This window comes from Brevundimonas sp. (assembly GCF_035627475.1).
GTDB lineage: Bacteria > Pseudomonadota > Alphaproteobacteria > Caulobacterales > Caulobacteraceae > Brevundimonas.
Window position 1 is genome coordinate 59,000 of sequence record NZ_DASPLR010000029.1, and the last position, 21,970, is coordinate 80,969.

Consider the following 21,970-nt stretch of genomic DNA (forward strand, 5'->3'; position numbering starts at 1 on the left):
ACTGCTACTGCCTACTGCCTACTGCCTACTGCCTACTGCCTACTGCCTATTGGCTGGTCCCTGATCCCTGTTCCGCGCCGCTCAGGCCGCTTCAACCAGGCGGGCGGCGGGGAGATCGCCGGACAGGGCGCGGGCGACGGTGGCGAACAGGGCGGCCTGACTAACCGGCTTGGCCAGATGGGCGTTCATGCCGGCGGCGAGGCAGCGGGCGACGTCCTCAGGCATGGCGTCGGCGGTCATGGCGACCACCGGGACGACGCCCCGGGCCTCGGGCAGACCGCGGATGCGGCGCGTCGCCTCGAGCCCGTCCATGCGCGGCATGCGCACGTCCATCAGCACCAGGTCGAAGACCCGGGCGGCCGCGGACTGCACGGCCTCGTGACCGTCGCAGGCCTCGACGACCTCGCAACCAAAGGCCTGGAGCATGATGCGCGCCACCTCGCGGTTGACCGGGTGGTCGTCGACCACCAGCACACAGGGCGTCGGGCTGGCCTCTTGGGCCGAAGCGGCGGCGGGGGAGCGGGCCGCCGCCGGGGCGGGCGCCGGAGCCTGCGCCGCCACCGGCTCCCCGACGGCGTCGGGGGCCCGTTCCAGAGGCAGGTGCAGGGTGAAGGTCGAGCCCTCGCCCGGCCGGCTGTCGACCTCGACCCGACCGCCGAGCCGCCGCGCGTGACGCGCCACCAGGGCGAGGCCGAGACCCGCTCCGTCGTGCAGGCGGGTGGTCGAGGCGTCGGCCTGGGAGAAGGCCTCGAACAGGCGGACGTGGTGGGCCGGCTCGATGCCGCAGCCGGTGTCGGAGACCCGGATCATGACCCCCTCCCCGGCCCGGTCGAGGCGCACCGAGACGCCGCCCTCGGCGGTGAATTTCACCGCATTGGCGATCAGCGGATGCAGGGCCTGGCGCAGGGCCCGGCGGTCGCAGTTGAAGCGCGACCGGGAGGGCAGGCGGTCGTCGATGGTCAGGGTCAGGCCGAGGGCGTCGGCGGCGGCGCGGCTGGGCGTCATGGCTTCGTGGACGACGGCGGCGAGGTCCAGCGGCTCGGGCGAAACCTCGTGTTCGCCCCGGGCGAAATCGAGGACGTCCTCGACCAGCATCAGCAGGCCGTCGCTGGACACGCGGATCTGGCGCGCCTGGCGGACCGCCTCAGGATCGAGATCCGCCCGTCCGGCCAGCAGGTCGGCGAAGCCGGCCACGCCGTTCAGCGGCGTCCGCATCTCGTGGCTCATCATGGCGAGGAAGCGGGCGCGCGCGGCGGCGGCGTCCTCGGCCACCCGGCGCGCCTCCTGGGCCGCGGCGGTGCGGGCCCGCAGACGGGCCTCCAGTTGGCGGCGCTCGGTCATGATCGTGCTGACCGGCAGGACCGTGGCGACCATGGCCAGCAGGAACAGATTGTAGACGCCGAGGCGGCGGACGATCGGGGGAATGGTTTCCAGCCCCGGAGTCTCGGCCAGCCGCATCAGATGGACCGGGCCATGGTCCATCAGGGTGGCGGCGCCGGTGAGGACGGCGAGGGCGATCAGCGCTCCGGCCGACCATGCGGGCGAGAGGCGCAGGCCGATCAGCATCATCGGCGGGAAGACGAGGAACATCAGGGGGGCGTCGGCCTGCCAGAAGACGCCGGCGGTCACGGCCAGCATGAGGCCGACCAGACCGGCGGCCTCGGCGCGCGACGCCCGGGCCGCGCCCGCGAAGCGATGGCGGCGGGCCAGCAGCAGCAGGATCGGCGTGACCAGCATCAGATCCAGCGCCTCGACGGCGATATAGCTCTGGAGCTGGAACAGCCACAGGGCCCAGGGCAGGGGGGCGATCATCGCCCTGACGCCCATGCTGAGCAGGGCGAAGACCACGGTGGCGGGGACCACGGCCAGGATGGCGAACCGGGTTAGCCGGCCCGGCCGGCGCAGGTCGAGGGCGGCGCCGCACACCCGGCGCGCCAGCACGGCGGCGGTGACGGCCATGCCGAGATTGAGCACGGCGCTGAAGACCAGGTACTGGGGCGGACCCCCGCGCATGCCGTTGACCAGAATGTCCAGCGCCGCGCAGGCGGCCAGAACCATGAGCGCCGGACGGCGGTGCAGCTGCAGCAGGGCCGCGGTGACCACGCCATTGGCCAGCCAGACCGTGGCCGTGCCGAACCGCGCCATGGTCCAGTAGCCCACCGCCATGGCGGCGGCGTAGAGCACGACATAGGCGAGTGCGGGCGGGCCGGCGACGCGCCCCGCGTCGTGCCTGAACAGACGCCAACGACCTTTCAAGCGGCCCTCCCGACCAGCGTTGAAGCCACAGGTCTAGGGGCGACCCGTAAACAAATCAGATGCATGCGGTCCGCGCTCCAAGGAACCGGGGACCAACCGCGACCGTTTTCAAACCCTCGCCTCTGAGGGTCAGGACCATGTCAGACACCGTCGCCGACCCCAGCTTCCATCCCCCGGAAGACGCCGTGGCCTTCTATGAGGAGGCCCTGGGCCTGCTGAAGCAGAGCGGCATCCCGTTCCTGCTGTCGGGGACCTATGCGGTGACGGCCTATACGGGCATCCGGCGGCCGACCAAGGACCTGGACGTGTTCTGCAAGCCCGGGGACTATCCGCGGATCCTGACCTTCTTCCAGGCGCGCGGCTATCGCACGGATGTCGAGGACGAGCGCTGGATCGCCAAGGTGTGGAAGGACGGCGTGTATTTCTTCGACGTGATCTTCGCCATGTCGAACGGCACCATCGCGGTGAACGACAGCTGGTTCGGCAAGGACACCATCGAGGTCTATGGCCACAAGGTCGGGATCACGCCGCCGACGGCCCTGATCCTGTCCAAGGTGTTCATCCAGGACCGCTACCGCTTCGACGGAGCGGATGTGAACCACGTGATCCTGAAGCAGTCCGAGGCGATCGACTGGAAATTCCTGCTCGACCAGATGGATCTCTACTGGGAGGTGCTGATGGCCCACCTGCTCAATTTCCGCTTCGCCTATCCGACGGAGCGGGACCGGGTGCCGACCTGGCTGATGACCGAACTGAGCGAGCGGCTGCGCGCCCAGGTCGACCTGCCGGCCCCGCGCGTCAAGGTCTGCCGCGGCCGGCTGTTCAGCCCGCGCGACTACATCGCCGACATCACCGAATGGGGCTTTGGCGACATCGTCGGCAAGGGGCTGGAGGAGCGCCATGACCCGATACATTGATGTGGGGCGCGGCTTGAGCGCGGGGTCCGGATGCCGTGGCGGCGCGGGGGCGGCGTCATGACCGAGGGCCATACCGATCCGCAGACGCCGCAACCGGGGCTCGAGCCCGGTCCGGCGAAGAGGCTGAGGGTGGCCGCCGTCGGCGACCTGCACGTCGGCGAGACCCAGGACCGGCCGCACCGCGCCCTGTTCGATCGGGTCCACGAGGACGCCGACGTTCTGTGCCTGTGCGGCGACCTGACCAATTTCGGCAAGACGCGCGAGGTCGAGATCCTGCTGGAGGACCTGCGCGGCTGCAAGATTCCGATGGTCGGGGTGCTGGGCAACCACGAGCACGAGTGCGGCCAGCCGGAGGAGGTGACGCGGCTGCTGTGCGACGCCGGGGTCAAGATGCTGACCGGCCAGGCCTATGAGATCGAGGGCGTCGGCTTCGCCGGGGGCAAGGGTTTCATCGGCGGCTTCGGCCGCTACATGCTGAGCCCGTTCGGCGAGGCCTCGATCAAGGCCTTCGTGCAGGAGGCCGTTGAGGACGCCAACCACATCGAGAACTCCATCCGCATGCTGAGGACCGAGCGGTCGGTGGTGCTGCTGCACTATTCGCCGGTGGTCGACACGGTGATGGGCGAGCCGCCCGAGATCCACGCCTTCCTCGGTTCGTCGCGGCTGGGCGAGACGGTCGACCGCTACGACAACATCAGCCTGGTGGTGCACGGCCATGCGCACCGCGGCGCGCCGGAGGGCCGGACCAACAAGGGCGTGCCGGTCTACAACGTGGCCCTGCCTGTGCTGAAGACCCTGGGCGAGACGCCGTACCGGGTGTTCGAGGTCTAGCCGGCCAGCAGCACCCACAGTCCCGTCGCCGCGAAGCCCGCCGCAGCGGCGATCCGGATCCATTTCAGCGGGAGCCTGCGCGCCGCCGCCTCGCCGAGCAGCACGGCGGGGCCGTTGACCAGCATCATGCCGAGGGTCGAGCCGGCGACGACCAGCGGCAGGGACTGGAACTGGGCGGCGAGGACGGCGGTGGCGACCTGGGTCTTGTCGCCCATCTCGATGACGAAGAAGGCGGCGGTGGTGGTCCAGAACACGCCGGAGAAGGTCTTTTCGGTCGTGTCGGGCCGCTCGTCGAAGCGGTCGGGGACCAGGGCCCAGACGGCGAAGCCGAGGAAGGCCAGGCCGATCACCCAGCGCACCCAGGCTCCTTCCATGAAATGGCCCAGCACCGTGCCCGCGAGCGCGGCGAAGGCGTGATTGGCGATGGTCGCCGCGAGGATGCCGAGCAGGATCGGCAGCGGCCGGCGCCAGGCGGCCGCCAGCATGATGGCCAGCAGCATGGTCTTGTCCCCGATCTCCGCGATGGAGACGAGGCCGGCCGAGATCAGGAAGGCGTCCAATTCATCTTCGTGCGCGGAGCCTCGGCGGACAGACCTGTGGCGTTCGCAGCCGGGCTCCGCGTGGAAATCCCCTGCGAATGCCAGCGGTCTTGCCGTGTTCGCAGGGGCCTGACGCGCGCACCGCGTGCGCGCCATAGGGCCACTGGAACTTCCCGCGCCATCCTCTCCGGGAAGAGGAAGTCTGTTGACGCGAACCCCGCTGGGATATGCGGGCGGCTACTCCCCGATGACGGGCGGGTGATTAGCTGCGTGGCGGCGGCGGCGCAACCCTAGCTGAAGGCGACGAAGATCAGGGCGACGACGGTGACGTCGACGGTGCGGGCGAGGAAGGTCAGCATGGCGGCGGTCCCGGAAGAGGCTTTCAGCCCCTCCCCAGCAAGGACCGTGCCGCGAAATCACACGTCGGTGTCGGTCGCCTTGCCGGGCTTGGGACGGCGTTCGGCCGCGCCCGAATACGCGGCGCCGAGATAGGTGGAGCGGGCGGCGTCCAGCACAGGCGGGCCGCCCTTGAGGCCGCGCCGCTGGCCGGTCTGGCCAATGACCTGGGCGGCGAAGGCGGCGGGCGAGGCGTCCGCGGGCGGATTGGGGGCAGGTCTTGCCGGGGCCTCGGCAGCCTCTGCGGGAAAATCGGTCGGGACAAGGGCCCGGGACGCGGAGGCGGCGCGACGCTCGGCCGCGCGGCGGTCGGCCTCGCGGCGTTCGTCGCGGCGTTGCACCGGGCCGACGGGGCGGACCTCGTCGGCCATGGTCAGCCGGCCTTGCCGGGGGGGCGGGACAGCTTGTCGAGCTGGGCGCGCATCTCGTCCATCTGGCGGCGCATCTCGGCCAGCGGGTCGGCGGCGGGCTGCTCCGGCGGCGGGGCCGCGGCCGGGCGGCTGGCGGCGCCGGCCGCATTGAAGCCGGGCCACATCTTCATGGCCTCGGCGAACATGGCCATGTTGCGCTTGACCGCCTCGTCGAGCAGGCCCGCGCCGGGGGCGGCCCCGAAGGCCTTGGAGAACTGGCCGCGCATCTGCTCCTGCTGGCGGACGAAACTGTCCAGCGACATCTCCAGATAGGAGGGCAGCACGCCCTGCATCTGGCCGCCGTAGAAGCCGATCAGCTGTCGCAGGAACTGGACCGGCAGCAGGGCCTCGCCGCGGCTTTCTTCCTCGAAGATGATCTGGGTCAGGATCTGGCGGGTCAGGTCGTCGTTGGTCTTGGCGTCATAGACCACGAACTCGACGCCCTCGCGCACCATGCGGGCGAGATCCTCGAGCGTGACATAGGCGGAGGTGGCGGTGTTGTAGAGCCGCCGGTTGGCGTATTTCTTGATGACGACGGTGTCGCCGGCTCCGGGCTTCTTGTCGGCCACGCGCAGTCCCCGATCCTGTTGCAACGCCGCACTATGCTGCGCTGCGGAGGGGAATGTCTAGCCGAGCGCGGCGGGGGCGAGGACCACGCCGACCAGCACGGCGGCCCAGTGGGTCATGGCGCCGGTGACGACGAACCCGTGCCAGATGGCGCGGCGGAACTTCACCCGCGGGCTGATGAAGACGAAGACACCGGCGGTGTAGATGAGGCCGCCGGCGACCAGAAGCGCCAGGGCGATGGGGTGGACCGTGTCCATCATCGGCTTCAGCGCGAGCACGGCCAGCCAGCCGAAGCCGATGTAGACCATGCTCCAGAAGGCGTCGGAAATGCGCGGGGCGACCAGTTTGACGGCGACGCCGCCGAGGGCGACGACCCAGACCAGAAGGGTGAAGCCGACCGCCCAGGCGCCCTCGAACCGCTGCGTCGTGAAGGGGGTGTAGCTGCCGGCGATCATCAGGAAGATGGCCGCCTCGTCGAGCCGGCGCAGGATCGGGCGGGCGGCGCAGGGCCGCGTCTGATTGTAGATGGTCGAGGCCGTCAGCATGGCGATCAGGCACAGGGCGTAGGCGGCGGTGGCGAGCACGGCGCCGACGCCGGAATAGAGCGCGGCCAGCACGGCCAGGACGATGCCCCCGACCGCCGCGAGGGTGAGCCCCACGACGTGGACGACGAGGTCGGCGGTCTGCTCGGCCGGAGTCCGGTAGTGTTCGATCATGTCGAGTTCGTCGGGCTCGCAGACCCGGCCGAACAGCTTCTTCATTCGCATGAGCATGGCCCCATCAAGCCTTCCGCTCCTTTTTCGTTCCCGCCACCATGAGGGCCGGGCGATGACCATTCGCTGAATGGCGGCTTGCAAGGGTGACGAAAGCTTCGGGATGCGGCAGAAACGGCACGAATTCTTTCCCGCGGCCTAACGCCTCCCCCTTCGTAGGGCCGCTTCCCCGAGGTCAGTCAAATGTCTGTCGAAGTGGTCATCGTCTCCGCGGCGCGCACGCCGGTCGGATCGTTTCTCGGCGCCCTGTCCAGCCTGCCGGCCTCGAAGCTGGGCGAGGTGGCCATCCGGGCGGCGCTGGAACGGGCCGGTGTCGGCGCCGACGAGGTCGACGAAGTGATCCTGGGGCATGTGCTGCAGGCGGCGGCCGGTCAGGGGCCGGCGCGGCAGGCGGCCATGGGCGCGGGCGTTCCGAAGGAAACCCCGGCGTGGAGCCTGAACCAGATCTGCGGCTCGGGCCTGCGCGCCGTGGCCATCGGCGCGCAGCAGATCGCCCTGGGCGACGCCCGCATCGTCGTCGCCGGCGGTCAGGAGAGCATGAGCCAGGCTCCGCACGCCCAGCAGCTGCGCACCGGTCAGAAGATGGGCGACCTGTCGTTCGTCGACACCATGATCCGCGACGGGCTGTGGGACGCCTTCAACGGCTATCACATGGGCCAGACGGCCGAGAACATCGCCGAGCGCTTCCAGATCAGCCGGGCGGACCAGGACGCCTTCGCCGTGGCCAGCCAGCACAAGGCCGTGGCCGCCCAGAAGGACGGCCGCTTCGACGCCGAGATCGTTCCGGTGACGATTCCCGGGCGCAAGGGCGACGTGGTCGTCGACCGGGACGAATACATCCGCCACGGCGCGACGCTGGAGGCCATGGCCTCGCTGCGCCCGGCCTTTTCGAAGGAGGGCACGGTGACGGCGGCCAACGCCTCGGGCCTGAACGACGGGGCCGCGGCGCTGGTCCTGATGAGCGCCGACGAGGCGAGGGCGCGTGGTCTGGAGCCGCTGGCCCGGATCGCAGCCTCGGCCACCGCCGGGGTCGATCCGGCGATCATGGGAACGGGCCCGATCCCGGCGTCGCGCAAGGCGCTGGAAAAGGCCGGCTGGACGGTCGCCGACCTCGATCTGGTCGAGTCGAACGAGGCCTTTGCGGCGCAGTCGCTCTGCGTGCTGAAGGAGCTCGGGCTCGACCCGGCCAAGGTCAACGTCAACGGCGGAGCCATCGCCATCGGCCATCCGATCGGCGCCTCGGGCGCGCGCATCCTGACTACCCTGCTGCACGAGATGAAGCGGCGGGAGGCGAAGAAGGGCCTCGCCACCCTGTGCATCGGCGGCGGCATGGGCGTGGCGATGTGCGTGGAGCGGCCCTGAGGCCAGCCCTGAGGCCAGCCCTGAAGCCGGCCGTGGAACTTGCCTCGGGATTGGCCCTTTGGGGGGCTATTCCGGCGTGGGGATGTCGAGGCTGGAGCGGCGGCCGTTGGTGTAGCATTCGCAGGCGGCGCGCTCGAGCGCGGCCCGGTCGAGGATGGTCACGCGGCCGCGGGAGTAGCTGATCGCACCCGCCTTCTGCAGGCCCTGCGCCGCCTCGTTGACGGTGGTGCGCTGGGAGCCGAGCAGGCTGGCCAGATATTCCTGGGTCAGGTGAAGGGTGTCGCCGTCCAGCCGGTCGTGACAGCGCAGCAGCCATTTGGAGAAGCGTTGGTCGGCGCGGTGCAGGGCGTTGCAGGCGCCGGACTGTTCGAGCTCGCCCTGGAGGCCGGCGGCGTAGAGGGCGACGACCAGTCTAAGGTCCGGACGTTCGTCGCACAGGGCCCTCAAGCGAGTGACGTCGATCCGGCGGGTTTCGCCGGGAGACTGGCCGACCAGACGGGAATAGGTGCGCACGGGCACGTTGATTGCGCCGGGGGTGGTGACGCCCTCGCGGCCGACCATGAAGGTCTCGACGGTGCGGCCGTCCTGCATGTCGGCGACGGCCGATATGATGCCGCCGAGCACGAAGTGAACGTGTGCGACCGTGTCCCCCGCCTCCGCGAAAACATGACCCAATTCAAACTCGAATGGGGTCGAGGCGGTGAGGACCGCGGCGCGGTCTTCAGGGGACAGACGGTCGAGCAGGAGATTACGAAGCGTGGCCGAAGGCATCTTCGCCGATTAGGGGAAAGCAGAATGATCCGTCCGCCGGAAATCGACTTAGCCGGATCAAGGCAATCGCCTTGCAGGTGTTAACGCCAGGCTGAACTGGCCGTTCCGCTTCGCACCGCTCAGGCCGCGTTGGCGGCCTTCGACTTGAGCTTCTCCTGATGCGCCCGCATGCCGGCGGCGATCAGTTCGGCGGCCTCGCCGGCGTCGCCCCAGCCCTTGACCGTGACCGACTTGCCCTTCTCCAGATCCTTGTAGCGGGTGAAGAAATGCTCGATCTGCTCGACCAGGATGGCCGGAAGCTGCCGGTAGCTGGCGATGTCGGTGTAATAGGGGTTCAGCTTGTCGACCGGCACGGCGAGGATCTTCTCGTCGCCGCCCGCCTCGTCTTCCATCTTGAGAACGCCGATCGGGCGCGAGCGGATGATGCAGCCCGGCACCACCGGCGTGGGGTTCAGCACGATGACGTCGCAGGGGTCGCCGTCGTCCGACAGGGTGTGCGGAATGAAGCCGTAGTTGCCCGGATAGTACATGGCGGTGTGCAGGAAGCGGTCGACGAACAGGGCGCCGGAGGCCTTGTCCATCTCGTATTTCACCGGCAGGCCGCCCTGCGGGATCTCGATGACGACGTTGACGTCCCAGGGCGGGTTGGGGCCGGCGGGAATGGCGTCGATGTTCATGACGGAGCTCGTCTATGGTGCAGTGCGGTACGGGGAGGCGGGGGTGATAGGCGCGCAACTTGCCGGAAGCAAGGCGGACTTGGCCCCGGAAGTTCCAACCAGCCGTTGGGGTGTCCCGGCGCCGGTGCTAGTGAGCAAGGAGTGAGCAAGGAAAAGACGGTGGTCGGCGCAGCGGCTCCCCCGCCGCCTGCCGGCACCGGCACTGAAGAGAGTTCAGGATGACGATCCTCGAAGGCGCGGCGCTGGCGTTGTTCTTCCTGTGCTGGCTCGGCTACGGGCCGCTGCTGGCCGTGCTGGCGCGGCGCAGCGGCTCGCTGAACGACGACATGCTCGTGGTCCGGCGGGCGTGGATGATGGCGATGACGCATCGCGAGGTGCGCATCGTCGACAGCCAGCTGATGGGCCACACGATCAATTCGGCCGGCTTCTTCGCCTCGACCAGCCTGCTGCTGATCGCGGCGGTGGCCAGCGTGCTGTTCGGCGGCGACCAGGCGCTGCAGGGCGTGGCCCTGATCGACGAGGGGGCGGCCTCGACCCGGCTGCTGGAGGCCAAGCTGGCGCTGGTGCTGCTGTGCCTAGCCCGCGGCCTGCTCGATTTCATCTGGTCGATCCGCCAGATGAACTACGCCCTGGCCCTGATCGGGGCGGCGCCGGAGCTGCACACCGAGGCCGACCGGGTGGCGCTGGGCGAGGCGGCGGGCAGCCTGCTCAATCCCGCCCTCAGCGCCTTCAGCCAGGGCGTGCGGGGCTATTATTTCGCCCTCGCGGCGGCGGCCTGGCTGTTCGGGCCGCTGTGGCTGGCGATCGGCGTTGTGCTGGTGTTCTGCCTGCTGGTCTGGCGTCAGGCGGCCTCGCCGGCGGCGCGGGCGGTGCGGACGGCGCGCCGGCTGCTGGAGCCGCACCTGCCGGATCGGTGAAGCTGTTTCGCACTCGCGCACCGTTGCGGGTGAAGTTCACCGCTGAAATCGGTTACAGGATGGATATCGGGCTGGAACTTGTCGTTACACGGCGTGAACACGGGTGTGAATTCTCTGGTTGACGCGTTGTGCACCGCACACTAACTTGATCTTCGACGCCCTCGCGGCGTCATGCCCTTCCTGGGCGTTTCCTCCCTAAAGACTTTCATGCCGCGCCCTCGGGCGCGGCTTTTTTTATGTCCGGCCGAGCGGCGTCCGATCGGCGAGCAGGTCGTCGATGACGCGGGCCACGCCTGCGGCGCAGCGCGACCAGCCCGGACCGGGCCGCAGCGTCGCCTCGTCGAGGTAGAGGGCGCGGTTCAGTTCGATCTGCACGGCGTGGAACCCTTCCGCCGGCCGGCCCCAGGCCTGTGTCGTCCAGCCGCCGGAATAGGGCTGGTTCAGCGCCACCCGCCAGCCCAGGGCCTCGAACGCCCGCCGCAATCGCCGGGTCAGGGCCACGGCGCAGGACGAGCCATGCCGGTCGCCCAGCACCACGTCGGGACCGCGCGCGCCGCCGGCGCCCAGGGTCGCCCGCGCCGGCATCGAGTGCCAGTCGACCAGCACCGCCTCGCCGTGCCGGGCGTGCGCCGCCCGCATCAGGTCGCCGAGGGCGGCGTGATAGGGGGCGTGGGTGCGCCGGACGCGGTCGCGGGCCTCGTCCAGCCCGAGCCGGCGGCCGTAGAGCGGACGGCCGTCGCCGGTCAGGCGGGGGATGACGCCATAGCCGGCGGCCGTTCGCGGCGAGGCGGCCCGGGCGTCGAGGCCTTCGACCAGCGCCGGGTCGAGATCGGCCGGGTCGCGGTTGAGATCGACGTAGGCGCGGCCGAACCGGCCGAGCAGCAGGGCGGCGCCGCCCTCGCGTCCCGGGGCGATGAGCCGGTCGACGAGGGCGTCCTCGGCGCTGCGCAGGCTGGCGGCCTCGAGGCCGGGCGCGGCGCCCATGTCGGCCGGATAGAGGTCGCCGGAGTGGGGCGAAGCGAACACGAACCGGCCTGGAGTAGCGGGCAGGACGACGGTGAAGGGGGCCTCGCCCGCCTCGTCCCCGCCCTGTTCCGGTCCGTCCGCCATGGCGGCTGAATAGCGTGTTTCGCGCATCGATCCACAGGTTCGCGCATGGGCGGCGCTTCGCCGGACCGGTGATTTTCATGGCGGGTTTACCGGTCGGGTCGTAGCCTCCGGCCAACAAGACGGGGCGAAGAGACTTTATGGCGCGCATTCTTCTGGCCGAAGACGATCACTCGCTTCGGGGATTCCTGACGCGGGCGCTCGAACGGGCCGGCCATTCGGTGGTCGACTGCGAGAACGGCGACGACGCGATAGACGCCCTCGACCAGGGGCCGTGGGATCTGCTGCTGACCGACATCGTCATGCCGGGCGCGGACGGCATCGAGGTGGCCCGCGTCGCCGCCAGCCGTCAGCCCGGCATCCGCATCATGTTCATCACGGGATTCGCCGCCGTCGCCCTGTCGGCGGCCCAGGCCAGCCCGCAGGCCAAGGTGCTGTCCAAGCCCGTCCACCTGCGCGACCTGGTCGGCGAGGTCGAACGGATGGTCGCGGCCTGATGCCAGATGAGGCGCTGACGCTCGCCGCTTTGAGCGAGCGTGAGCCGGTTTTGGGCCTTGCGGATACCAAACAGGCCGGGTTATAGACCGCGCCTTCCTGCCCCCGGGGGTGACCCTGGGGCCGTCTCGGCGGACGCGTAGCTCAGCGGGAGAGCACTTCGTTGACATCGAAGGGGTCACAGGTTCAATCCCTGTCGCGTCCACCATTCCTTTCAACGCTTTAGCGGTTGCGGCGGTTTTGGCGCTGACCAAAACCTGGCCAGATTGGATCTGCGCGGCTTGGGACGGCTTCATGCTGCGCCGCCGGACGCTTCGAAGAGGCCTGCACCTCGGCCGAAAAAGCCTTCCGCGACGTGCCCCATTTCGTGATGTCGGCCGCGGTGATCGCCTCAAGCTGCGCCTTGTCAGGGCGCATGGAGGACGCCCGTCGGGCGGCCAGTGATCTGCTCAAGCTCGACGCCACTTTGAGCGCGACCATACTGCGCCGTCGGCTGCCGTTTCGCCGGGCGGAAGACGCCAATCGCTTCGCCGAAGGCTTGGGCAAGGCTGGCTTGCCGATCTGACTGCCAGCGCCGCCTGAAGCCCGGTGCGGTCCGCTTGGGGCCAGAAGCGGTCCTTCACTCATAACCGGCAAGCGAACCTTCGAACCTCGGCTCCTTCTGCGGAAACAAATTCGGCAGGACGCGGCGGACCACGCCGGAGTATCTTCCCGCTCACGCCCGGAGTGCCCCGAGAGCCGACCTGTAACATGAACGAAGCTGCTGATTTCCTGTTTCGCTGCAACCCGGAGCCGGGGTGGATTCATGATCGCGAAACGCTCCGCTTCCTCGCGGTGAATCAGGCCGCTGTTGCGCGATACGGTTTCTCCGAAGACGAATTTCTGCGGATGAAGACCCCGGATATCGAGGTGTCGGAAGACCTGCCCCGACAGATGGCGCCCGATGAGACGGCAAACCCCGAACCGCAGCACCTGGGCAGGCAGCGGCACAGATTGAAGAGCGGCGAGATCATCATCGTCGAGGTTCGCACGCTGCCAGTCTCGTTCACGGGACGACCCGCCCAGATCGTGTCGGCGCGCGACGTGACGGAAATGGAGCGGCTGGAGAAAGCCGTGGCGGACCAGCTGCGCAAGGAACGCGAGGTCTCGGCGCTCCTGTCCATGGCAGGACGCGTGGCCCGGTTCGGCGGCTGGCGAGTCGATTTGCTCAAGAACGAAGTGGTGTGGAGCGCCGAAACGGCCGCGATCCATGAGGTCGCCAATGAGCCGACCACGGTCGCAACCGGCCTGAACTATTATGTGCCGGAGCACCGGCAGATTATGGAGACCGCCTTCCGCGCCTGCATTGAGGATGGCGTCCCCTTCGATCTTTTCTTGCAGATCATCACGGGGAAGGGGCGGAGGATCTGGGTCCGCACCATTGGTGAAGCCGAACGGGATGCCAACGGCTCCATCATCGCCGCCTGGGGCGCCTTCCAGGACATCGATGAACTGGTCGCGGCGCAAACCCGCTCGGAGGCAACACAGAAGCGGCTGGCCGAAACCCTGAACAGCGTCTCCGAGGGTTTCATGGTGCTGGACCAGGACTGGCGGCTGACCTTCCTGAACCGCGCCGGGGCGGAATTCTTGATGCAAACCGGCCAGGGAATTATCGGACAGTCGATCTGGGACGTGTTCCCCGAAGCGCGAGGCAGCCGGTTCGAGGCGAGCTACCAGACGGCCGTCGCAACGGGGGAGGCGGTGACCTTTGAAGAGTTTTATCCTCCCCTGGACCGATGGTTCGAAGTCAGGGCCCACCCGACGCGGGAGGGTCTGGCAATCTATTTCCGCGATGTCACCGATCGTCATCACTCGCACGAGGCTCTGCGCCTCAGCGAAGAGCGCTTCCGCCTCGTGACGACCATCACCAGCGATGTCATCTGGGACTGGAACCTTGTCGATGACTCCATCTGGTGGAACGAGCACATGGCGCTCAAATTCGGGCATCAGACGTTCGACGTGCGGGAGGACGAGCATTTTTGGGAGAACCGCATCCATCCTGAAGATCGGCCGCGTGTGCTGGCCCGGATCCGATCCGTCCTGGAAGGGAGCGCGGCGGAGTGGTCCGACGAATACCGGTTCCTGAAAGCGGATGGCTCGGTCGCGCATGTGGTGGACCGGGCGCTCATCCTCCGCGACGCTTCAGGCGTCGGACAGCGCATGGTCGGCAGCATGACCGATGTGACCGCCCGGGTTGCGGTCGAGGCGCAACTTCGGGAGGCTCAAAAGCTGGAAGCCGTGGGCAAGCTCACCGGGGGCCTGGCGCATGACTTCAACAACCTTCTGACGGTCGTTATCGGGACGACGGAGGCGCTGGCGGAGCGCCTTGCCGGCGACCCCGAGAGCATGATGCTGGCGGAGACGGCGGACGCGGCGGCCCGCCGCGGGGCTGAGCTCGTCAGCCGATTGCTGGCCTTCGCTCGACAGCAACCGCTGGATCCGAAGAGGATCGACGTCGGTCGACTGCTCCGGGACTTCGACCCCATCCTGCGGCGAACCTTGAGCGAGGATGTCGATCTGGAGGTCGCCGAAGAGCGAGGACTGTGGGAGGCCAACATCGACCCGGGCCAGTTGGAGGCGGCACTGCTGAATCTTGTGATCAACGCCCGGGATGCAATGCCGGGAGGGGGACGGTTGGCGATTCGAGCCAGCAACGCCTCTCTGGACGAGGATTGCGCACTCCTGGAAGAGAGCGTGTTCGCCGGTCAGTACGTGAGGGTGTCGGTATCGGACACGGGATCGGGCATGCCTCCGGAGGTCGTCTCGCGCGTCTTCGAGCCCTTCTTCACCACCAAGGACGTCGGCAAGGGCAGCGGTCTGGGCCTGAGCATGGTGTACGGGTTCGTCAAGCAGTCGCGGGGGCACGTAAAAATCCAGTCCGAAGTCGGCGAAGGGACAACCATAAGCATCTACCTGCCGCGAGCCAGGCCCAGCACGCCAGAGGTGGAGGAGGCTCCCATGCAGGCCGCCGCGCCTAGCCCGGGACACGAGCGAATTCTGGTGGTCGAGGACGACCCCATGGTGCGCGAGCACGTCACACGCCAGCTTCGCGGATTGGGCTACGCTGTCACGGAAGCCAACGACGGCTCCCAGGCTCTTGAACGCCTGGAGCGCGGCGAGGTCTTCGACCTGCTGTTCACCGATGTGGTCATGCCGGGCGACATGAACGGCCGCGACCTGGCTCTGGCCGGGCAACGAATTCACCCGGGCCTGAAGGTGTTGTTCACCTCCGGCTACACGGAAACAACAATGGTTCATCACGGGCGCCTGGATCCGGGCGTTCGGCTGCTGAGCAACCCTACCGCAGGCGGGATCTGGCCGAGCGGATCAGGCTGATCCTCGACGAATGAGTTGCACCTGGGGAACCTACCTGGACCGTAAAGGTTCTGTTTACGAGTCGCGTTCCTAGGGTGCCTCAGAGGTGCCATGCCGTGTCCGAGTTCCCGCCTGTACTCCAGCAGAAGCTGGTGCTTATCATCGAAGACGACCAGGTCCTTCTGAAGACCTTGGCGACCTGGTACGCGGCCGCGGGATGCAGGGTGATGACCGCCCCGGACGGCAAGGCCGGCTTCATGAATTTCGAACAGATCCGACCGGATCTGGTCGTGACCGACATCATCATGCCTGATCGCGAGGGCATCGAGACTATCATGGCGATGAAGGGCCGGGATGCGACGGTGCCCATCCTCGCCATTTCGGGCGGCGGCCGGCTTGGCGCCACCGAGTTCCTGTCGCTGGCCCTTGGTCTCGGCGCCGACGCCGCACTCGCAAAGCCCTTCAGGAGCAGGGAAATCCTCGCCGTCTCGGCCAATCTGCTGGGGCCGGCATCAAAGGCCGCCTGATGGCCCGGCGCCTGACGGGCCGCGTCGCGGAGCGTCTGAACGCCACTGTGCACGGCGAGGGCGACGCCTGGCTCGTTCTGAGCCACGGCTTTGGAACGTCGCAGGCGGTATGGGAGCCGATCATCAACCGGTATGGGCGCCACCGCCGGATTCTGACCTATGACCTGGCTTACATCGAACAGTCCGGGCGGGGCTGTTCCCTGTACGGGAGCCCTTTCGACCTACGCAGACGATCTCATCGCGCTTCTGGACGAACAGAACATTCACGACGCCACGGTTCTCGGGCACTCCGCCAGCGGCATGATCAGTTTGCTCGCCGCGGTCGTCGAGCCAGCATTCTTCCGCGATCTGGTGCTGCTCAACGCTTCGCCGCGTTATCTCGACGACATCGACTACAAGGGCGGCATGACGGCGGAGGAGTTGGAGGCGAACTTCGCCGCGATCAGGCAGGCCTACGCCGAGTGGGTGCTTGCCTTCGCGCCCGCGGTCACAGCGGCTTCAGAGGGGCCCGGACTGTCCGAGTTCGTGAAGGGGCTTCTGGGCCTCCGGCCGGACGTCGCGGTCACCGTCCTGCGCAGCATCTATGACGCCGATCTGAGGCGCCTTCTTCCAGAAATCTCGTGCCCCGTGGAAATCCTGCAAAGCCGCGTCGACGTGGCCGTGCCGGTCGAGGTCGGTCAATATATGGCGGCGCGAATCCCCTCCAGCCGCCTGGTGCTGCTGGACGCTGAAGGGCATCTCCCGCATCTGACGGCGCCTGCACGCCTCTGGCCCGCGCTCGATGTCGCGCTGCTCGGAGGAGCCTGATGCCGGAGAGATCGCCGTCCCCGTCGATGCTCTCGGAGGCGCTTCAGCAGGAGGCTCGCCAGATTGGCGCGGCGCTGATTCTCGTCGCAACCCCGAGGCGGGACCTGTGGCGGGTGCTGGGCGCGTCGGAGCCAACCCTTTCAGAACACCCGGACCCGATCCATCTTTGGTCCCGGCTTGGCGCCGCTGGAGCTCCGGGCGCGGGGCGTCCCCCAGCGATGGTCTGCAGCCTGCTCGGCCGGAGACCTGTCCACACATGGGTTTCCCCGCCTTCGACACAGGGAGGCGCGGTCGTCGCCGTCTATTGGGCGGAAGCCACCGGGACAGGTACCGAAGATCTCAGGTCGATGACGGCCCGGGCGATGGCGGCTGTGGTGGCCGCGCCGCCTCGAGCCTGGGGCGAGGCGGGCCCTGATCTGCTAGCGCGGATCATAGAAGCGCTGCCCGTCGGACTGATCTACTTTGACAGTGGGTGGACCAGGGTCGTCGCGAACCGCTTCGCTCGCAAGCTCCTCGATCTGCCGCCTGGCGATGCGCATCCGCGCGCCCTGGCCGGGCGGCTTGAGCAGCTCAGTTGTCCGACCCCATTCCCCGAAGGCGTACCCGGGGCGCAGGGGACCGTCGGCGATATTCTCGTCGGGGGACGCCGGTACGCGGTTACCTCCCTTCCCGTCGAAGGACTGTGGGGCAAGGGCGTCGTCTGGCGCATCGAAGACGTGACGGAGGCGAGGGCCGTCCAGGCGAAGCTCGACGAGGCGAAGCGCAACCTCCTCCTGTCCCAGGTCTCGGGGGGTATCGGACACGAGTTCAACAACCTGCTGTCGCGGGTGATATGTCTGGCCGAGGACATACAGGGCGAGCGGGATCCGGGAGCAGTGCGCCAGCGCGCCGAAACCCTGATCGAGACAGCGGAGCGAGGAGCGGAAGTCGTCCGAAGACTCATGACCTATGCGGGCGGCGCCCTGATCGACGTGCGGTCGGTGAGCATCGCCCTGGCGCTGGCGGACTGGAAGGACGGGCAGAACGCCGAAGATCTCGCCGTCGATATCGATGGCTGCAGCGCGATGGTTACGGTTGACCCGGCTCTGTTCCGCGCGGTTCTCGACGAACTGCTGGCGAACGCACGACAGGACGGCGCATCCCGGATCGAGGTCTCCTGCGAGAAGACGCCTGACGGCGCCGCTCTCGACATAATCATCGCTGATGACGGGCCCGGCATGGACGCGGCCACCGCGGCGAGGGCCACCGAACCGTTCTTCACGACCCGCCCGGTCGGCGCCGGGGTTGGCCTCGGCCTGAGCATGGTCAAGGGTGCGCTTGACCAATGGGGCGGACGACTTCACATCGCGTCCCAGACTGGAAAGGGGACCACGATCAGACTCACGTTGCCGACGTCGGACGCGCCCCTCGCCGCTGAGTCATAGGGCGATGAATCAAACCAAGAGCATATCGACGTCAATCGGCGACCTGTTGCGGCACGCTGGGGCCTCGGGCGCCGCGGAACGGGGCCAGGTCCACATTGTCAGCGTAGCGCCGATCCGCGAAGCCGTGGGCGAGCGGTGGGGACGCCACGAACCCTTGGTCGAGGATTTCGTGATCCGTTCGTTTCGACGAAGCGCCCGCGACGACGACTTCATCGTCAGGGTCAACGAGGCGGATTTCATTCTCATTCAGCCCAGCCGCGAGCCGATGGCTGCGCTGAGCCGCGCCTCGCAGCTGATGAGAGAAACCCTGAGCTACTTTCTCGGCGTCGTAAAAGCCGAGCATATCCACATCTCCATCGTGGACCGCTTCGACGGACAGGGCGTGGACGCGACACGCGTCGGCGAAGGCGAGTTGGCGAAAGCGGCGCTGGAGCGGTCCGTCGATCTCTCATCCAGCGAAGATGGCTCGGCGCCATGGGAGAAATTCGGCGTATCCCGGCCGCCACGGAAGGTCGTGTCGATACGGCTGTCGGATGGTGCGGACCTTCAGGCGGTCTTCTTTCTCGATCCCGTATGGAACATCGCCCAAGGCGCCGTTGTGTCGTTCGTCGCCCGAACCGTCGCCGTTCAGGCAGGACCCGACGGACAGCTCATGCCAATCGCGCAGGGCTCGATGACCCCAAAGAGCTACGCCTCGCTCGCTGCAAAGCGTCTTCGGTTCGTCCGGGAGCTGGCCGGCGATTCCGCGGGCGCCACGCCGGGGATAGCCGTCCACGTTCCCTTGTCGTTCAATTGCCTGTCGCACTCGGGCTCACGCATGAACGTCCTGGCTGAGCTGAAGAAGATGGCGGCCGCCGAGTGGAAGTCCCGACTCTTCGTTGAGGTCACCGACGTCCCGATAGCGCTTCCCCACGTGCGTCTGACCGAAATCATCGCGCAGCTGAGGCCGTTCGTCAGGGGCGTCCTGGTCCGACTGCCTGAAGGCCCGGTCGATCTGCTGCGGTGGGATCGTTGCGGCGCGATCGGGATGATCGCCACCGTCGACCCTGCCCAGACAGAGCGGGCGATGATTGCGCGCATTGGAAAGTTCGCCGAGGACACCGCCAGGATCGGCGTTATCGCCAGCCTTTATGGCGTACGGACCCGCAGTCTGACGCTCGCGGCCTGGGCCGCCGGCGTTCGCCTGTTGTCCGGGGACTACGTGGCGGAAAAGTACGGAGACGCCGTGACCGCCCAACGGTTCGTTGCGGAAGATCTGTACCGGGAGTGACCCGCCCCGCGCTGTGGGCGCCACGAGCACGGTGCTGCGTGGGCGGCTCGATTTCTGCATGGCGAGGCGACCGCTCCCGCCGCCGTCCCTGGCGAAGGGGCCCGAAGGCGGAACTTCCCAACCTCCGCATTGAGTCAGGAGGGTGCGCACTGGATTTAGGTGCCCGTGCCGACGAGATCCTGCGCATTCTGGCTTGATACTGAGCTTTCGAGCAGCTCGAGGTTCCCAGACCGGCCCCGGCGAAGCGTGGATAATGAGTGTCCGTAGCGTCCCTGGCCAGCCGATATCCTGTTTCGCGTGGCGCTAGGTCTCTCCGCTCGGATTCTTGCGGTCGACCCGGTCGAGGCGAAGGTCCATCGGCTGTCCCCCAGGAATTGGACCACCTTATTCCCCGCGAATTGGATATTTCGCCAGTCCGTCTCCGCGTCTAGCGTCCGGGCGTCGGGGGCGTCCAGCCAGCGCGCTCGAAGAACAACCCTATCGAGTTCATACGACACGCCCCTGAAAGACGTGCCGGCGACCGCCGCAGGCCACCCTTCGCCGATGACGGCGGCATCGTCGCCGGGCCACCTGAAACCGCAGCAGGATATCGCGATGCCGCGCAAGATCGTCGCCACGGACTACATCTCGCTGGACGGCGTCGTTCAGGATCCCGTGGGCATGGAGAATTCCGGCCTTGGGGACTGGACCGGCCCTTTTCGCCGCGGACCGGAGGGTGACCGCCTCAAGCATGAGGAGCTGATGGCCGCGAGCGCGCTCCTGCTGGGGCGGATCACCTATGACGGCTTCGCGGCGGTCTGGCCTCATGTTGACGATCCGGAGGGCTTCGCCGAGCGGATCAACAGCCTGCCCAAACACGTCGCCTCGCATACCCTGGAGACGGCGGGGTGGCGCAACTCCCGCATCATCGACGGCGATCTGGTCGAGGCGGTGCGCGCCCTCAGACAGGAAGACGGCGACGGCGACATCCTCATCTACGGCAGCGCGTCCATCGTGCATCAGCTCCTCCCGCACGGGCTGATCGATGAGTTCCGGCTCATGGTCTATCCGGTCCTGCTCGGCCGGGGCGTCCGCCTCTTTCCCGAAGGGCGGGCGGCGCGACTGACGCTGACGGACCATGTCCGTCTGGGCGACGGGATCATGCTCCTCACCTACCAACCCGCCCCCACGGAGTGAAACCCGCTCGTCCCGGTCCGCGCCGGACCGTCGCACCACCCTGGAGTCAAGAAAATGAAGGCTCGACTGCTTCCGGCCCTCGCCCTCGCACTCGGCGCCCTGATCGCCGGTTCGCCGGCCGAGGCCTGGGCCCAGACCGCCCGGACCGACGCCGTCTCCGCCCCCCCCGAACGGCGCTCCGGGGTCGCGGTCTCGTCAGGCGTCCGCATCCACTACGATGTCTGGGGTGATCTCGACTCCGGCGTCACCCCCCTGATCGTTCTGCACGGCGCCTACATGTCCGCGGATGCCATGACGCCGTTCGTGGAGCGCTTCGCGCGGACCCGTCCGGTTATCGTGCTCGATCAGCGAGGGCATGGCCGGACGGGCGACGCGCCGGGGCCGCTCGCCTATGAGGCGGGCCTCTCAGAGGCTTCTGTGAACGAGAGGTTTCGTTCCGCTCGGCGAAAGACCGGGATGGGAAGTTGCCGCGAGGTCGCACGGCTCATCCTCGCCCAAGAAAATCGTCACGAAATTCCAGAGCTGGTTCCCAGTGGTCCGAGCGCCGATGAACCTCGTCGCCTGGACGCGCCCTGAGGCGCGTCGCTTTTTCGACGATGGAAACCTCTCATGATTGTCGCAACCCTGCTCGCGTCCGCGCTTCTCGCACAACAGACGTCCGTACGGCCGGGACCTTTGAGAGCCGGGGCCCCGCTTCCGACCGCGGCCCAAGCCATGTTCAATGCGCCCTCGGTGCCGGACCTCGCCGCGCTGCACGCCGAAATGGCGGTGGGTCCGGTTGACCCCGCCTGGACGGCCATGACCGAGCGTGGTCTGACCAGCGCATATGAGCAGGCGGCGGCGCCGGCGGACTTGAACTACTGGATGTCAGTTGCACTGCCACGCTCTGTGAAGTGCTGGGCGTCGCCGGTACGGACCTCCCATGGAGCCAAATTCCACAGCTCCTAGAGTCGCTTCAGGGGCAGGAGGTGAAGGAGGCCGCCCGCGGCTTGGGTCTTGAGAACGTGGTGCAGGGATTCGGAACGCCTGGCGTCGCTGACGCTGCTTCCCCGTTTGTGTTCGCTGTCTATTGGCGCCGCGCGTCCTGAGGGGGGGGGGGTCCAGCAACATGATTTTCGAGGCGGGTCCGTACGGCGTGGTCGCGCCGCGTTCAGGATGCCGGAAGGCGCTGGGAACGATCCTCCACCCCAGCTGGCAAGCGAACCTTCGTGCCTCAGTAGCTCAACGTCCGCTCCCGACCTATTGCGGACACCACGACCCGTTGCTGTCGTGATCAAAAATATCGAAAAGAGGCCATGAAGACGAGACGCGCCGTCTGGTTGGCTCTGCCACTTGCCCTGTTTGGCGCGGGGTTGATCGGGTTCGTTTTTCTTGGGTTCGGCGACAACTTGGCC

General features: G+C 67.8%; 21 protein-coding genes, 1 tRNA gene and 1 riboswitch. Of the genes, 14 read left to right on the forward strand and 8 right to left on the reverse strand.

The genetic code is table 11. The features are described 5' to 3' along the window. Positions 1–81: 81 nt before the first annotated feature. Positions 82–2,256, reverse strand: a complete 2,175-nt coding sequence (locus tag VEA62_RS07740; protein WP_324820264.1) for a response regulator — start codon at positions 2,254–2,256, stop codon at positions 82–84. A gap of 137 nt (positions 2,257–2,393) precedes the next feature. Between VEA62_RS07740 and VEA62_RS07745 the strand changes: the two genes are divergently transcribed. Both VEA62_RS07745 and VEA62_RS07750 read left to right on the forward strand, forming a co-directional pair. Then, entirely contained in the window at positions 2,394–3,173 is a 780-nt protein-coding gene (locus VEA62_RS07745; protein WP_324820266.1) for a hypothetical protein, read from the forward strand. A 57-nt stretch (positions 3,174–3,230) separates the two neighbouring features. After that, positions 3,231–4,004, forward strand: coding sequence for a metallophosphoesterase family protein (locus VEA62_RS07750; protein WP_324820268.1), 774 nt, complete (start codon positions 3,231–3,233; stop codon positions 4,002–4,004). Here VEA62_RS07750 and VEA62_RS07755 read toward each other — a convergent pair. From VEA62_RS07755 to trhA, 4 genes are all read right to left on the reverse strand, one after another. Continuing rightward, positions 4,001–4,564, reverse strand: a complete 564-nt coding sequence (locus VEA62_RS07755) for a TMEM165/GDT1 family protein (RefSeq protein ID WP_324820270.1) — start codon at positions 4,562–4,564, stop codon at positions 4,001–4,003. The two genes, VEA62_RS07750 and VEA62_RS07755, sit on opposite strands and share 4 nt — an antisense overlap. Positions 4,565–4,699: 135 nt before the next feature. Next, positions 4,700–4,801, reverse strand: a riboswitch (yybP-ykoY riboswitch). Positions 4,802–4,959: 158 nt separating this feature from the next. Continuing rightward, positions 4,960–5,310 (reverse strand): hypothetical protein, encoded by a 351-nt coding sequence (locus VEA62_RS07760; protein ID WP_324820272.1) that lies wholly within the window; start codon positions 5,308–5,310, stop codon positions 4,960–4,962. Between the two features lie 2 nt (positions 5,311–5,312). Continuing rightward, positions 5,313–5,918, reverse strand: coding sequence for a polyhydroxyalkanoate synthesis repressor PhaR (gene phaR / locus VEA62_RS07765; protein ID WP_324820274.1), 606 nt, complete (start codon positions 5,916–5,918; stop codon positions 5,313–5,315). A 57-nt stretch (positions 5,919–5,975) separates the two neighbouring features. Further along, positions 5,976–6,677, reverse strand: coding sequence for a PAQR family membrane homeostasis protein TrhA (gene trhA, locus VEA62_RS07770; RefSeq protein WP_414641850.1), 702 nt, complete (start codon positions 6,675–6,677; stop codon positions 5,976–5,978). 195 nt (positions 6,678–6,872) lie between these two features. Between trhA and VEA62_RS07775 the strand changes: the two genes are divergently transcribed. Continuing rightward, the gene (locus VEA62_RS07775) at positions 6,873–8,051 is read left to right on the forward strand and encodes an acetyl-CoA C-acetyltransferase (RefSeq protein WP_324820278.1); all 1,179 of its coding nucleotides are present in this window, start codon (positions 6,873–6,875) and stop codon (positions 8,049–8,051) included. A 66-nt stretch (positions 8,052–8,117) separates the two neighbouring features. On the opposite strand, the gene VEA62_RS07780 is transcribed toward VEA62_RS07775, so the two are convergent. Further along, positions 8,118–8,822, reverse strand: a complete 705-nt coding sequence (locus tag VEA62_RS07780; RefSeq protein ID WP_324820280.1) for a Crp/Fnr family transcriptional regulator — start codon at positions 8,820–8,822, stop codon at positions 8,118–8,120. Positions 8,823–8,941: 119 nt separating this feature from the next. Beyond that, entirely contained in the window at positions 8,942–9,499 is a 558-nt protein-coding gene (gene ppa / locus VEA62_RS07785) for an inorganic diphosphatase (protein WP_259554860.1), read from the reverse strand. 218 nt (positions 9,500–9,717) lie between these two features. Between ppa and VEA62_RS07790 the strand changes: the two genes are divergently transcribed. Then, positions 9,718–10,416, forward strand: a complete 699-nt coding sequence (locus tag VEA62_RS07790; RefSeq protein WP_324820281.1) for a DUF599 domain-containing protein — start codon at positions 9,718–9,720, stop codon at positions 10,414–10,416. 234 nt (positions 10,417–10,650) lie between these two features. Here the strand turns inward: VEA62_RS07790 and VEA62_RS07795 are convergent, their stop codons facing one another. Further along, positions 10,651–11,526: an N-formylglutamate amidohydrolase gene (locus VEA62_RS07795; protein ID WP_324820284.1), complete on the reverse strand. Its 876-nt coding sequence runs from the start codon at positions 11,524–11,526 to the stop codon at positions 10,651–10,653. A 137-nt stretch (positions 11,527–11,663) separates the two neighbouring features. On the opposite strand from VEA62_RS07795, the gene cpdR reads away from it, so the two are divergent. The 10 genes from cpdR (at position 11,664) to VEA62_RS07845 (ending at position 21,152) form a co-directional block, all read left to right on the forward strand. Next, positions 11,664–12,020, forward strand: a complete 357-nt coding sequence (gene cpdR, locus VEA62_RS07800) for a cell cycle two-component system response regulator CpdR (RefSeq protein ID WP_324820286.1) — start codon at positions 11,664–11,666, stop codon at positions 12,018–12,020. Positions 12,021–12,151: 131 nt separating this feature from the next. Beyond that, positions 12,152–12,226, forward strand: a tRNA-Val gene (locus VEA62_RS07805). Positions 12,227–12,373: 147 nt separating this feature from the next. Further along, positions 12,374–12,583: a hypothetical protein gene (locus tag VEA62_RS07810; RefSeq protein WP_324820288.1), complete on the forward strand. Its 210-nt coding sequence runs from the start codon at positions 12,374–12,376 to the stop codon at positions 12,581–12,583. Positions 12,584–12,768: 185 nt separating this feature from the next. Continuing rightward, a complete protein-coding gene (locus tag VEA62_RS07815) occupies positions 12,769–15,393 on the forward strand; it encodes a PAS domain S-box protein (RefSeq protein ID WP_324820290.1) in 2,625 nt (874 codons plus the stop codon). A gap of 131 nt (positions 15,394–15,524) precedes the next feature. After that, positions 15,525–15,899, forward strand: a complete 375-nt coding sequence (locus VEA62_RS07820; protein WP_324820292.1) for a response regulator transcription factor — start codon at positions 15,525–15,527, stop codon at positions 15,897–15,899. 159 nt (positions 15,900–16,058) lie between these two features. Then, positions 16,059–16,706, forward strand: coding sequence for an alpha/beta hydrolase (locus VEA62_RS07825; RefSeq protein WP_324820294.1), 648 nt, complete (start codon positions 16,059–16,061; stop codon positions 16,704–16,706). 347 nt (positions 16,707–17,053) lie between these two features. Beyond that, positions 17,054–18,130 carry a HAMP domain-containing sensor histidine kinase gene (locus VEA62_RS07830; protein ID WP_324820297.1) on the forward strand — a complete coding sequence of 359 codons (1,077 nt, stop codon included), beginning with the start codon at positions 17,054–17,056 and terminating at the stop codon, positions 18,128–18,130. A 4-nt stretch (positions 18,131–18,134) separates the two neighbouring features. Continuing rightward, positions 18,135–19,400 carry a hypothetical protein gene (locus VEA62_RS07835; RefSeq protein ID WP_324820299.1) on the forward strand — a complete coding sequence of 422 codons (1,266 nt, stop codon included), beginning with the start codon at positions 18,135–18,137 and terminating at the stop codon, positions 19,398–19,400. A gap of 510 nt (positions 19,401–19,910) precedes the next feature. Then, positions 19,911–20,576 carry a dihydrofolate reductase family protein gene (locus VEA62_RS07840; RefSeq protein ID WP_324820301.1) on the forward strand — a complete coding sequence of 222 codons (666 nt, stop codon included), beginning with the start codon at positions 19,911–19,913 and terminating at the stop codon, positions 20,574–20,576. Positions 20,577–20,630: 54 nt separating this feature from the next. Beyond that, the gene (locus VEA62_RS07845) at positions 20,631–21,152 is read left to right on the forward strand and encodes an alpha/beta hydrolase (RefSeq protein WP_324820303.1); all 522 of its coding nucleotides are present in this window, start codon (positions 20,631–20,633) and stop codon (positions 21,150–21,152) included. Positions 21,153–21,970 lie beyond the last annotated feature (818 nt).

What these genes read in the sequence shown, in the direction of transcription:
- VEA62_RS07745 (WP_324820266.1), top strand. Translation starts at nt 2,394, where the DNA reads ATGTCAGACACCGTCGCCGACCCCAGCTTCCATCCCCCGGAAGACGCC.
- VEA62_RS07750 (WP_324820268.1), top strand. Translation starts at nt 3,231, where the DNA reads ATGACCGAGGGCCATACCGATCCGCAGACGCCGCAACCGGGGCTCGAG.
- VEA62_RS07760 (WP_324820272.1), bottom strand. Translation starts at nt 5,310, where the DNA reads ATGGCCGACGAGGTCCGCCCCGTCGGCCCGGTGCAACGCCGCGACGAA.
- trhA (WP_414641850.1), bottom strand. Translation starts at nt 6,677, where the DNA reads ATGAAGAAGCTGTTCGGCCGGGTCTGCGAGCCCGACGAACTCGACATG.
- VEA62_RS07775 (WP_324820278.1), top strand. Translation starts at nt 6,873, where the DNA reads ATGTCTGTCGAAGTGGTCATCGTCTCCGCGGCGCGCACGCCGGTCGGA.
- VEA62_RS07780 (WP_324820280.1), bottom strand. Translation starts at nt 8,822, where the DNA reads ATGCCTTCGGCCACGCTTCGTAATCTCCTGCTCGACCGTCTGTCCCCT.
- ppa (WP_259554860.1), bottom strand. Translation starts at nt 9,499, where the DNA reads ATGAACATCGACGCCATTCCCGCCGGCCCCAACCCGCCCTGGGACGTC.
- VEA62_RS07790 (WP_324820281.1), top strand. Translation starts at nt 9,718, where the DNA reads ATGACGATCCTCGAAGGCGCGGCGCTGGCGTTGTTCTTCCTGTGCTGG.
- VEA62_RS07795 (WP_324820284.1), bottom strand. Translation starts at nt 11,526, where the DNA reads ATGGCGGACGGACCGGAACAGGGCGGGGACGAGGCGGGCGAGGCCCCC.
- cpdR (WP_324820286.1), top strand. Translation starts at nt 11,664, where the DNA reads ATGGCGCGCATTCTTCTGGCCGAAGACGATCACTCGCTTCGGGGATTC.
- VEA62_RS07815 (WP_324820290.1), top strand. Translation starts at nt 12,769, where the DNA reads ATGAACGAAGCTGCTGATTTCCTGTTTCGCTGCAACCCGGAGCCGGGG.
- VEA62_RS07825 (WP_324820294.1), top strand. Translation starts at nt 16,059, where the DNA reads ATGACCTGGCTTACATCGAACAGTCCGGGCGGGGCTGTTCCCTGTACG.
- VEA62_RS07830 (WP_324820297.1), top strand. Translation starts at nt 17,054, where the DNA reads ATGACGGCCCGGGCGATGGCGGCTGTGGTGGCCGCGCCGCCTCGAGCC.
- VEA62_RS07835 (WP_324820299.1), top strand. Translation starts at nt 18,135, where the DNA reads ATGAATCAAACCAAGAGCATATCGACGTCAATCGGCGACCTGTTGCGG.
- VEA62_RS07845 (WP_324820303.1), top strand. Translation starts at nt 20,631, where the DNA reads ATGAAGGCTCGACTGCTTCCGGCCCTCGCCCTCGCACTCGGCGCCCTG.